The following is a 13,087-nucleotide window of genomic DNA, read 5'->3' as shown; positions in this document are numbered from 1 at the left end:
TATGTTAGAGGAAGTTTGGGCGAGATGACCTCAGCGATGCCCAGCATTATCGCCCAACCAAGATACTAAATCCTCAACTGCCGTAAAATCGAGCAGCGCTTCCCCTAAATCTTCCAAAGTTTCCACAGACAAAGACTGAATTTGTGCTTCCAATTCTGGAGAAAGCACACCCACTCGTCGCGTCAATTGGCGAGTGACTAAAGATGCCTCCCGTTGTACGCCTCGCTGAATCCCTCGCTGAATCCCTTGCTGAATCCCTTGCTGAATCCCTTCGAGTAGACCTTCTTCGTGAATTTCCTGATAAATGACTGACTCGCGCATCGTCTCTTTCCTCAGTAGTTGTTTGATTAACTTTTTGTCAAATCTCAAACCCGCTAACACTTGACTACAAGCGAGAACATCTGCTTGTTGTTTGCTCTCCTCGATTGTAGCAACCTGATTCGCTACTTGCTGGAGTAACTGGCGGGGTTCACTGGTTTTCGATAAGGTAGCCAAGGGCAGTAAACCGGGAGAAGAGAGGAGAAAATTGGGATCTTGTTCCCAGAGTCGAATCACTTGGTATTGGTGCTGGGTATTCGTATCTTCATACTTGGAGAGCAAAACTTGCTCGGACACCATTTCTCGTAAGAAAATCACTACTTGATGCACACAGCCACCATACTGCCGTTTGAGTCTCACGTAGTAGTCGAGCATTCTAAACGGTAGGGGAGGTTCGGAGTAGGGACGGGTTTCAAATTCGATATGGAGAATTTGGTTACCCGCTTTTAAGAAGGTGACCGAATCTGCGCGGATGGGTTCTTGGATCAGTTCGGTTTTGAGAACTTCAACGGGGGTGGGTTGGGCTAGGGGAAGCAACCACTGGATGAAGGACTCTGGGAATTTTTCGGCAAGGTATTTGCAAGCGTTGTCGTAGGCCAAGGTCTTGAGGGTAATCGCAAGGGTATTGTTTATGTTAGAGGAAGTTGGATTAATTTAGGCGATCGCCCAGGGATGGCGAAGAGCAAGAGCCGCTCTAAATTCTCTGTTCGCCAGTAATTAGGAATCAGTGGAGTCTTCCCAAGGGATGGGTATGATGATCAATAGTCCTTGGGGCAATGCTTATGTCCACCAAACAACCTATTTCTGTTCCCTTCAAAGGCCGCTCAACTGTGTCTTTGCGCTTCCTGTTGGTGGTTCCCTTTGTGCTGGAATTATGTTTAGTTGTGGGATTGATTGGCTATTTGTCGTTCCGCAATGGTCAAAAATCGGTCAATGAACTGGCTAATCGTCTCAGTGGAGAAGTCACCCATCGCATTCAAGAGCATCTAAAACGGTTCGCTGATACGCCCCATTTATTTCTGAAGATGAATGAAGCGGCGATCGCCTCCCAACGGTTTGACCCCGACAACTTCGATCGGGCAATCTCCTACTTTTGGCAACAGGTACAGATCCATCCCTGGGTGCGATCGCTCTATTATGGCAATACCCAAGGCGACTTTATCATGGTCAACCGCGACCCTACGCCTCGCCTTTATCGTCGCGATCGCAATAGTGCCCCCAACCGTAATATCTATCACTTAGACCCACAAGGCAGCCCCAGCAATGAACCGATCTACAGCGCCCCATACGATCCCCGTATCCGTCCCTGGTATCAAGCCGCAGTTGAAGCTAAAACCGCCACCTGGTCGCCTATTTACCTCTTTTCTGCGTCAGAAGATTTGGGCATTACCCCGGTTTTACCTGTCTATGACACCCAAGGAGACCTCAAAGGAGTTCTGGGCGTAGATTATACGCTCACCCAGATTAGTGACTTTTTAGCCAGTTTAGAGATTAGCGCCACGGGTGAAGCCTTTATTATGGAGCGATCGGGTCAACTGGTGGCTAGTTCTGCCCCAGAAGCCCCCTTTATTGACACCCCAGACGGTCGTCAACGGATTAAAGCCTCGGAGAGTCAAAATCCGTTAATCCAGCAAGCTGCCAGCCATATCGCCGCCTTAGCTTCCCTGGAAGAGCATCAAGACCTGATGATGAAATGGGAAGGAGAGCGCTATTTTCTAGAAGTAACCACCGTCGGCCATAATTTGCAACCGGGAGAAGAGTCTTTAAGGGGACTCGATTGGGTGATGGTGGTGATTATTCCTGAAGCCGATTTTATGGCTCAGATTAACGCCAATACCCGCAGCACGATCGCCCTCTGTGTCGTTGCCTTAATGGTTGCTTTAGGCTTAGGTTTCCTCCTCTGTCGCTGGCTTTCTCGCCCCATTTCCCAATTGAGTCAAGGGGTAAAGGCGATCTCCAAAGGGGAAATGGCTCCCAAAATCCACGGGGGACGCATTGCAGAATTAGACCAACTTGCCCAAGGCTTTAATCAGATGGTTTATCAACTCAACATCTCCTTCCAAGCTTGGGAAGAAATGAACCATAACTTAGAAAGTCAAGTTCAAGAGCGCACCCAAGCCTTAGAACAAGCTCAGGAGCATTTTCAAACGGCCTTTCGTTTAAGTCCCCATCCCCTCTTTATTAGTGCGATCGCCGATGGCTGTTTACTTGAAGTCAATGACAGCTTTTGTGAAATCCTCGGATACTCCCCAGAAACCCTAACTCACCATCGGGAAGCCGAACTGCAATTGTGGGTTAATCCTCAAGAACATCAGCGCTTAGTCCAAGCCATAGAAACCCAGGGAACCCTACGCCACCAACAAGTCGAACTGAAAACCGCCTCTGGAGCGATCAAAACCCTATTATTATCTGCTGAAAGAATTCTATGGGATCGACATCCATGTATTCTCTATGCAGCCTATGATATTAGCGATCGCCAAGAAGCCCTGTTATCCTTACAGCACAGTGAAGCCGCCCTACGCGAACAGCAGCAATATTTACGACTCATTTTAGATAATATTCCTCAACAAGTCTTTTGGAAAGATACCGATTGCGTCTTTTTAGGCTGTAATCGCAATTGGTCAGAAGCCGCCGGATTAGAGCGTCCAGAAGTCGTCATTGGCAAAACCGATTATGACTTATTACCGCGCCATTTAGCGGATGAATTTCGAGCCAAAGACCGGGAAATCATGGCAAAGGATACCCCGCAACTCCATATGATTGCCAAAAAAGTCAAATCCGGAAACGATGGTCAACCCATTTGGCTCGATATTAGTAAAATTCCCATTCATAATGCCCAGCAGCAAGTCATTGGCTTATTAGGGGTAATCGAAGATATTACCTTACGCAAAAACGCCGAAGATGCCCTACGAGTTGAACAAGCCAAATCTGAAAAATTGCTCTTAAACATTTTACCCGAACCGATCGCCGAACAACTCAAACAGAATGACCTCACCGATCAGCAAATGGGGGTCGTTATTGCTGAACAGTTCCAGTCGGTCACCATTTTATTTGCCGATTTAGTCGGATTTACTCCCCTCTCTAGTAATTTACGGGCCCATGAATTGGTTGAACTCCTCAATTGCATCTTTTCCCAGTTTGACCATCTTTGCGAAAAATATCATTTAGAGAAAATAAAAACTATTGGCGATGCCTATATGGTGGCTGGAGGTCTACCCCTACCGCGTCCGGATCATGCTGAAGCGATCGCCAATATGGCCCTAGAGATGCAAAACATTATCCGTCAGTTTCAAACCCCCTTTAAGCAACCCTTCCAAATTCGTATTGGTATTAATACCGGCCCCGTTGTTGCCGGAGTAATTGGCAGGCGCAAATTTATTTATGACCTCTGGGGAGATGCTGTTAATGTCGCTTCTCGGATGGAGTCCCAAGGGGAACCCGGTCAGATTCAGGTCACCCATCAAACTTATGAATTATTAAGAAATAACTATCATTTTCACGAACGGGGTAAAATAGAGGTTAAGGGCAAAGGAGAAATGTTTACCTATTGGCTGTTAGGCTAATCAACTCAAATTTTAATCCTTTTTTGCTCAATTTAAACCGATCCCCGTGGAATTTTTAACTCCCTTTTTTGATATCACCTTAAAATTTTTCCTGTTTTTAATTTTTTTGATAAACCTTTATGGCTGTTTTACATCATCAAAATAGTTGGAATCTGCGTGACAAGATCCCCTTAAAGCTGTTGCTGATCGTCCCGTTTGTTGTCCAGATTGTCCTGGTAGTTGGTTTAACGGGGTGGTTTTCCGTGCGCTATGGCAAAAAGGCAGTCAATGAAGTGGCGATGCAATTGCGCTCTGAAGTCAGTCAACGGATCGATCAAAAACTCTCGGAATATCTGAGCATTCCCCATCAAGTTAATTATATCACCCTAGATGCTGTGGAACTCGGCTATTTGCAGATCAAAAATTTTCCGCAATTACAAAAACATTTTCTCCAACAACTCCAACGCTTCGATCGAATTGATTCCGTCTTTTTTGGCAGTGAACAAAACGAGTTTATCGGCATTGCTCGTGGAACAGAGGATCAAAGGCAACTGATGAGAGCGGGTGAAGCAACAGGAGGCAGTATTCAATTTCATTTGCTCAATGAGCAAGATCGTCCCATTAAACTACTCAACGAAACCCCCAATTTTCCCATTCGCGATCGCCCCTGGTACAAAGTCGCAGTCCAAAGCCAACAAGAAGTATGGGGGCCCATCTTTACCTACCATGCCTATCCTCGCATGGCCATCCCTGCCAGTGTGGCCATTCGTGACGATGCGGGTAACCTGATTGGAGTCTTAGGCAATAACTTTTTTCTCACCCAAATTAGTGAATTTCTGGCCACCCTAAAAATTGGGAAATCCGGCCAGACCTTCATTGTAGAGCGCTCTGGAGAGTTAGTCGCCAGCTCCACCCTACCCCAACCCTTTGCCATCAAAAACGGGGTCGCCCAACGTATTCATGCCAGCAAATGCCAAGATCCGATCATTCAAGCAACCACCGCTCACTTATTAGACACTCTCGGATCGTTCGATCGCATCCAACAAACCCAAAAACTCGACTTTTATATCCAGAAACAACGGCAATTTGTGCAAGTGATGCCCTATCAAGATAGCTATGGTCTCGATTGGTTAATCGTGGTCGTAGTTCCAGAAGCCGACTTTATGGGACAAATCGAAGCCAATACCCGCAACACCATCGCCTTATGTGCGATCGCCTTGATGGTGGCGATCGCCATAGCCATTCTCACCGCCCATTGGATTGCCCGCCCCATTTTAAGCCTAGCCGCAGCCAGTAAGGCGATCGCCCAAGGAAAACTAAACTCCCTTTCCTCCCCCGGAACTCACCCCCTAAAAATCATCGGCATTCGAGAAATAGAACAACTCTCCCACTCCTTTAACCAAATGGCTCAACAGCTTCAAGACTCCTTCAACAGCTTAGAACAGCGAGTACAAGAGCGCACCCTAGAACTCGAACAAGCCAAACAAGCCGCCGAACAAGCCAATCAAACCAAAAGCCAATTCCTCGCCAACATGAGTCATGAACTCAGAACGCCCCTCAACACCATCATTGGCTTTACCCAACTGATGTTGCGCCATCGCGGTCATAACCCGCAACAAAAAGAGTATCTGAACATCATTCATCGAGCCAGCGAATACCTGCTCGGACTAATTAACGAAGTCCTAGAGATGGCCAAAATAGAAGCCGGTTATCTGCAACTAAACCCCAACGACTTTGACCTCAAACATCTGATCGAAACCGTACAAGAATTATTTGCCCTCAAAGCCCAAGTCAAAGGCATCATCCTAGAAGTCCAACTCGATCCCCATCTACCCACCTCTATCCGCACCGATGAAGGCAAGTTGCGCCAAGTTCTGGTTAACCTCCTGAGCAATGCCATTAAATTCACCTCTGAAGGAACAGTGATTTTACGAATTAAGATGGGAACTTCTCCCCATCAACTCCACTTTGAAGTCGAAGATACCGGCATCGGCATTGAGCCAGAAGAACTCTCTAGCCTATTTACCCCCTTCGTCCAAACCCAGTCCGGGCGAAGTTCCCAACAGGGAACCGGATTAGGTCTGACCGTTACCCATGAGTTTATTGAATTGATGGGGGGACAGATCAAAGCGATCAGTCGCGGGTATCAATTTACCCCAGTTTCTGGCCAACCTGACGACCCACCCCAATCGGTTGCCGTTGCCCATTCGCCCATCGGAACCCGATTTGAATTTGAGATTACCGTAGAACGAGCGGAAAATCTCAGCCTTGAGCCTGTCATCACTCAGAGAGTCATTGGCTTAGTTCCCGGTCAACCAACCTATCGCATTCTAGTCGTTGACGATCGCTGGAGCAATCGGCAACTGTTGCTACACCTGCTCGGCCCTTTAGGATTTGATGTGCAAGAGGCTGAAAACGGGCAACAGGCCATTGAAACCTGGGAAAATTGGCAACCCCACTTAATTTGGATGGATATGCGAATGCCCGTTATGGATGGTTATACCGCCACCGAGTATATTAAACAACATCTTCACGGCCAAGCGACCGTCATTATTGCCCTGACAGCCAGTGTCTTCGAGGAAGAAAAAACCCTCGTCCTATCCTCTGGATGTGATGACTTTGTGCGTAAACCCTTCCGAGAATCAGTCATTTTAGAGAAAATGAACCATTATCTTGGAGTCGATTATATTTATGAAACCCTAGAAGAGCCTCCTGTGGTGTATCGAGAACCGGCCGAAATTTATCCCTTGCAATTGGCCATGATGCCCCATGAATGGATTGAAAAATTGCAGTATTTTGCCACAGGAGCCGATGGCGAGCAAATTTTGCAGTTGCTCGAAGATCTCTGTGAAGAACAGATTCAGTTGCGTGAAACCCTGACCTGTTGGGTGAATCAGTTTCAGTTTGAACAACTGGTTCAGGTCTCTCAAACCGCTTTGAAGCTTAATCATCAAGTCTCAAAAACTTAGGTAGGAACTTATGAAGTGGGGAAAACAGCCCTTGGCGCTAGACAAAAGGCAAGAGGCAAAAGGCAATAGCGGGCGGGACTTAAGGTTAGAGGGACTTAGGACGATTTTAGCTGGGCTAGTGTTGATCCTAACAATTGGAGTTGCCGTACCCGGGTTAGCGGTTCGCCCCTCTTCTCTAGGTTCTAGCGATCGGGTGAAATCTGCCCACCCAAGTAGGGGCAAAAAGTTGGTCTCCCCTACTTGGATAGCTGGAATAGGGGCAATCTGTGCCAATCTCCTGATTGGGTATGGCTATGTACGACGGCAACAGCAGAAACTAAGAGCGCAGGAGGAGCTATTAAAGTTAACCGTGGGACATTCTCCAGGGGCGATCGCCATTTTTGATCGTCAGATGCGCTACCTCTACGTCTCCGAGCAATGGCTAAAGTTGTACAACTTACAAGAAAAGAACATCATCGGCAAGTGCCACTATGACATCTTTCCAGACATTCCCCAACGCTGGAAAGACATCCATCAACAGTGTCTAGCAGGCCAGGTCAAACAGTGTGAAGAAGACCCCTTTTATGGCGCTGATGGCTCCCTAGATTGGGTCACTTGGCAAATTTACCCCTGGTATACCCCGACCCAGGCGATCGGTGGTATCATCCTCTTCACTCAAGTGCTGACAGGTTACAAAAACACCACTGAACAACTGCGCCAAGTGGAAGCCCGATGGCAAACCCTGGTCAATAGTACCTCTGACGGGATCATGATTGTTAACCCACAAGGAAAGATTCTATTTGCCAATCCAGCCGTCGCCAGGATTATGCATAAACCCCTGTCTGAATTAACCGACTATCCTTTCGGCTTACCCATGGTCGTTAACCATACCGCAGAGATTGAAATTACCCATGGAGGAGAAGTATTAGGAGTCAGTGAAATCAGTATCGCTCCGGTGCAATGGGATGGAATGGAAGCCTTAGTTGTCTCTTTGCGAGATATTAGCGAACGACGACAAGCTCAGTTAAGTTTATGGGAGCGAGAAGAAAGGTTACAAGCCATTTTCGATCAAGCAGCCGTCGGGATTGCCTTAAGTGTTCCTTCGGGAGAATTGGTGCAAGTCAATCAACGCTTTTGTGAGCTACTCGGATACACTGAGGCCGAGTTGCTCTCCATGACCTTTCGCCAAATAACCCATGTAGAGGATCTGAAGATTGAAGAATCCTATCTTGAAGATTTACTCAGTGGCCTTTGTCAGACCTATAGCTTAGAAAAGCGCTATCTACGCAAAGATGGTCAGGCACAATGGGTTTATTTAGCCGTTTCAGTAGTACGAGATTTAACGGGGGAACCCACTCAATTGATTGGAGTGGTCTCCAATATTAATGAGCGTAAACAGATGGAAGTCGCACTGCAACAGGCAACCCAGGAGAGAGAAAAAGAAATTAAACGGCAGTTGCAACAACAAGCAGAGACAGAACGGGCCGTGGATATGGTAGTCGATAAAACCAGGGCATTTTTGGATGTGGACACCATTTTTACGACGGTGACCTATGAGGCCAGGCACTTGCTCAAGTGCGATCGCGTTCTCGTTTATCGTTTTAATTCCGATTGGAGCGGTCAATTTGTAGCTGAGTCCTTAGGCCCCAATCAACGGTCTCTAGTTAAAATCTCCCACTCCTATCAAGAGTTGACGGAACAACTGAGTGAATGTTTTTTTAAGTTTCATAGTTCTCCCGAAAGTTTGCCCGAAAGTTATGTGGCAAATGATATTTTTTTATTGGGTTTTCCTAGCGGCTATTTGAGATTTTTTCAACGCCATCAAATTCGCTCTTACTTAATTGCCCCCATTTTACAAGGCGATACACTTTGGGGATTGTTAGCCGCTTATCAAACGGCAGCCCCTCGGATGTGGAAACCTTGGGAGATTAAAGCCATGGTGCGTTTAGGCAAACAACTGGGGATTGCCCTCAAGCAAGCTCAATCCGTTCAGGAAATTGAATATAAATCCCAACAAATTATTCAAGCCTTAAAAGCGAAAGCTCAGATGAAACAAGCCAAAGATGCCGCCGATGCAGCAAATCAGGCTAAAAGTGAGTTTTTAGCCAATATGAGCCACGAATTACGCACTCCCCTCAATGCTATTTTAGGCTTTACTCAACTCCTGTCCCGCTCGCCTGTGGAGAGCGGACAACAAGAGTCTCTGAATATTATTAATCATTCTGCTCATCATCTCTTATCGTTAATTAACGATATCCTGGATTTGTCAAAAATAGAATCGGGTGAATTGTTTGTTAACTTTTCCGATTTTGACTTGCATCAAATGCTTGCAAAAACCCAAGATATGTTTAGTTTGAAAGCCTACAAAAAAGGGCTAAATTTTCAAATTATTTGGGAAAAAGATGTCCCTCAATGGATCAAAGGAGATGAGGGGAGGTTGCGTCAAATTTTAATTAATCTCTTAAGTAATTCCATTAAATTCACCTCCCAGGGTAAGGTCATTTTGAAAGTCAGCAAACAAAACAACAATCGATTGTATTTTGAGGTAGAAGATACAGGGCCAGGTATTCCTGTTGAAGAGCAACAACGGATTTTTGAGCCATTTGTACAGGCCAGTTTAGGTCGTCAGTCAGGAGAAGGAACCGGTTTAGGATTGTCGATTACTCAAAAATTCGTCCAATTGATGGGGGGGAAAATTAACTTCACTTGTCCGACTGCGGGGGGGAGTTGCTTTTGGTTTTATATACCGTTTGAGGAGGCCGATCCGATGCAAGTCCCCCAATCCAATGGGCCTTTACCTGTGATTGGTCTAGCTCCCGGTCAACCGACCTATCGTATTCTGGTGGCTGAGGATGTGTGGGAAAATCGGCAACTCTTGGTGAAGGTACTGAGTTCTGTGGGTTTTGAGGTGCGCGAGGCCAGTAACGGTCAAGAAGCTATCGAAGTGTGGGAGTCTTGGCAACCTCATTTGATTTGGATGGATATGCAAATGCCAGTGATGGATGGATATGCAGCCACCGAGTTGATCCGCCAGTCCTTGCGAGGCCAAGCGACGACGATTATTGGTTTAACCGGCCATGCTTTAACAGAAGCAACAGAACCAACATGCGATCGCTCCTGTGAATGTGACGATTGGATGATGAAACCATTCCAAGAGAGCGAAATTTTTGAGACAATGGCCAAGTATCTTGGCGTTCGATATATTTATGGGACAGTAGAGGGTTTGAATCCAACTGTGGATGCTCACCCAACTTTACCCCATACTCTGGTGGAGGAGACTAACCTTGAGGGGCTTTCTGAAAATTGGGTGATTCAACTTTATCATTGTGCTGCGGGGGCTGATGCAGAGGGGATTTATCAACTTTTGGAGCAATTGCCAGCAGACCGTGGAACTCTCAAGCAGGCGATCGCGAGTTTAGTCGATCAATTTTGTTTCGATCGAATTATGAAAATAGCTCAGTGTAACTTTAACCATGAATAACCCTGGTTCAATATCGTCATCGTCTAAGGGCAATCTATTAATTGTCGATGATACCCTGAATAATTTACGACTGTTATCCAATAGCCTGATCGAAGAAGGCTATAAAGTGCGAGGGGTGACCAATGGTCAAATGGCGATCACTGCGGCTAAGACCATTCCTCCGGATTTGATTTTGCTCGATATTAAAATGCCGGATATGGATGGCTATGAAGTGTGCAAACAACTCAAAGCAGATGCTCAGACTCAGGATATTCCGGTCATTTTCTTGAGTGCTTTAGATGATGTACTCGATAAAGTCAAGGCGTTTCAAGTGGGCGGCATTGATTATATTACCAAACCCTTCCACCTCGAAGAAGTTATTGCTCGCATAGAAAATCAGTTGGCCCTAACCCAAGCTAAAGCAGAAATCACGAAACTCAATAGCGAATTAGAACACCGGGTACAGGTGCGAACCGAGCAACTGCAAGACATGAATCAACAACTGATTAGCACCAATAAGAAACTAGAATCTGAAATCTCAGAGCGCCAAAAAATTCAGCAAAAACTACTGCACATGGCTTCCCATGATGCCCTGACGGGATTGCCGAATCGGGTGTGGTTCATGGATTGCTTAATTCAAGCCTTAGACCGATTCAAGTCGGATAAAGACTATCAGTTTGCTATTTTGTTTATGGATTGCGATCGCTTCAAAATGGTGAATGATTCCTTGGGACATTTAGTTGGCGATCATGTATTGATTTCTGTCGCCCGTCGCTTGCAATCTTGCTTGCGCTCTACCGAGGTTTTGGCTCGTTTCGGGGGGGATGAGTTTGCTATTTTAATGCATCAAATTGAAAGTGTACAAATTGCAATCAACCTAGCTCAAAAAATCCAAAACTCTTTAACTTGGCCCTTTCATTGGAATCAACAGGAAATTTTCTTAAACGCCAGTATTGGCATCGTCTTTAGCACTCCTGACTATCAAGAACCAGAGCAACTACTCCGGGATGCAGATATTGCTATGTATCGGGCGAAAGGAACCCATAAAACTTATCAAGTGTTTGATGCGTTTATGCGTCGCAATACCCAAAAACGGTTTCAGATCGAAACGGATTTAAGATTGGCTATTGAAAATCATGAATTTGTCCTGCACTATCAGCCGATTATTTCTTTGAAAACGGGTTATATTTCTGGGTTTGAAGCTTTGATTCGCTGGCAACATCCCGAACAGGGGTTTATTTCACCGGGTGCTTTTATTCCGATTGCGGAAGAAACGGGATTAATCGTGCCAATTGGGTTATGGGTCGTGCAAGAAGCTTGTAGTCAATTTGAGAATTGGCGAAAAAAAGCGTGGATTGATGATAAGGTAACCATGAGTGTGAATTTGTCGGTTAAGCAATTTAATCAATCGACATTAATCGATCAAATGGATCGGATTTTACTCAGAACTAATTTTGAGAGTAAAAATTTAAAATTAGAAATTACTGAAAGTGCAATTATGGATAATCCAGACTTGGCCACCAGTGCGCTTCAGAAGCTTAAACAACGTTCGATTCAACTGAGTATTGATGATTTTGGTACGGGCTATTCTTCTTTGAGTTATCTACATCGCTTTCCGATTGATACGTTGAAAATCGATCGCTCGTTTATTAGTCGCATGGGGGAACGGGGAGAAAATGCAGCCATTGTGGAAGCGATTATCACGTTAGCGCACCATTTAAATATTACCGTGACGGCCGAAGGTGTGGAAACAGGCTCTCAATTAACCCAATTGTCTAAAATGGGGTGTGAAGAAGTCCAAGGTTATTTTTTGTCTAAACCTTTAGATGGTGAAGCTATGGGAGAATTGTTAGCAACGGTTCCCTGTTGGTCGGCAAACTTGGATCGTTGAAGCAGGAGGAATAAGGAGGAATGATGAGTAGATTTTTAGGCGATCGCCTTTGGGTAGTTGGATTAATCTTGATGGTGGGGTGCAGTGTTCCAGAAGCCTCAGAACTTCCCCAGGGGAGTGTGGCGGTTGGTTCTGCTGAGGCTCCCTTAGTGAGTGATTTACCTCAAATGAAGACAGAAACGATTTTAGTGGAGGGAGAACCGCAAGAAATCACGCTCAAGCTCTATCAGCAAGACTTTATTCCTGTACTGACGTACTATCCTGAGAGTTTAATGGTGAATACGGCTTGTGGTGATGAGGGATGTGGGGTGTTTTTTGAGATTCCTAACGCTCAAGTGCATGTGTTTGTTCCCCCTGTGGAAATGACGTTGGAGGCGCTAGAAGCGTCAGTTACTGGCGATCGCGGGTTGTTGGCGAGCAATGGTTGGCAACACCAGGCAGACTATACAGAACCGGAGATTCTCGTTTATCCTTGGATGCAAAAGGCCATCGCCTTTACTGATTATGAAGATAATATTCTCGGTATGGTCTATTTGGGTGAATCTCAAGGACAGGTTTTCCGGGTTACCGTGGCTTATGCTGGGGATATGGGAGATGGGTTTGCTCCCCGTGCTGAGATCATCAGAAAAATTGGGTCTGAAACCCCGCCCTTCCAGGGCGGCTTTACTAACCATAGGCTACCACAATTACATCTTAGGTGCTACAATGTGAGAACTCCTTTGAACCCCACATGGAAAGAGCATTTAACTACCGATTTTACCCAACCTTAGAGCAAGAGTCGCTATTGCGGCGCACTTTGGGTTGTGTAAGATTAGTTTACAACAAAGCGCTCCATGAAAGAACTCAGGCTTGGTATCAACGACAAGAAAGAATCGATTACGCTCAAACATCTTCTCTGTTGACTGCCTGGAAAAAACAAGAAGAGTTA

7 protein-coding genes are annotated in these 13,087 nt (G+C 45.8%); 6 read left to right on the top strand and 1 reads right to left on the bottom strand.

Annotation, left to right across the window (positions count from 1 at the left end):
- Nucleotides 1-30: 30 nt before the first annotated feature.
- Nucleotides 31-918 (bottom strand): Rpn family recombination-promoting nuclease/putative transposase, encoded by an 888-nt coding sequence (locus PJF56_RS18425; protein WP_283764170.1) that lies wholly within the window; start codon nucleotides 916-918, stop codon nucleotides 31-33.
- Between the two features lie 182 nt (nucleotides 919-1,100).
- Between PJF56_RS18425 and PJF56_RS18420 the strand changes: the two genes are divergently transcribed.
- The 6 genes from PJF56_RS18420 to PJF56_RS18395 all read left to right on the top strand — a co-directional run.
- Complete coding sequence (locus PJF56_RS18420; protein ID WP_283764169.1) at nucleotides 1,101-3,881, top strand: adenylate/guanylate cyclase domain-containing protein; 2,781 nt, start codon at nucleotides 1,101-1,103, stop codon at nucleotides 3,879-3,881.
- A gap of 119 nt (nucleotides 3,882-4,000) precedes the next feature.
- Nucleotides 4,001-6,829, top strand: a complete 2,829-nt coding sequence (locus tag PJF56_RS18415; protein ID WP_283764168.1) for a hybrid sensor histidine kinase/response regulator — start codon at nucleotides 4,001-4,003, stop codon at nucleotides 6,827-6,829.
- Between the two features lie 10 nt (nucleotides 6,830-6,839).
- Nucleotides 6,840-10,289: a PAS domain S-box protein gene (locus tag PJF56_RS18410; protein WP_283764167.1), complete on the top strand. Its 3,450-nt coding sequence runs from the start codon at nucleotides 6,840-6,842 to the stop codon at nucleotides 10,287-10,289.
- A complete protein-coding gene (locus PJF56_RS18405) occupies nucleotides 10,282-12,159 on the top strand; it encodes a two-component system response regulator (protein ID WP_283764166.1) in 1,878 nt (625 codons plus the stop codon). The genes PJF56_RS18410 and PJF56_RS18405 overlap by 8 nt, the downstream gene beginning before the upstream one ends.
- 20 nt (nucleotides 12,160-12,179) lie before the next feature.
- On the top strand, nucleotides 12,180-12,929 hold the full coding sequence (locus PJF56_RS18400; protein ID WP_283764165.1) for a hypothetical protein: 750 nt from the start codon (nucleotides 12,180-12,182) through the stop codon (nucleotides 12,927-12,929).
- On the top strand, nucleotides 12,890-13,087 hold a 198-nt coding region (locus PJF56_RS18395; protein ID WP_283764164.1), incomplete at its 3' end, for a helix-turn-helix domain-containing protein. The genes PJF56_RS18400 and PJF56_RS18395, both read left to right, overlap by 40 nt.

The organism is Roseofilum halophilum BLCC-M91, from assembly GCF_030068445.1.
GTDB classification, from domain to species: domain Bacteria; phylum Cyanobacteriota; class Cyanobacteriia; order Cyanobacteriales; family Desertifilaceae; genus Roseofilum; species Roseofilum halophilum.
This window is presented reverse-complemented; position numbering and strand designations above follow the sequence as displayed.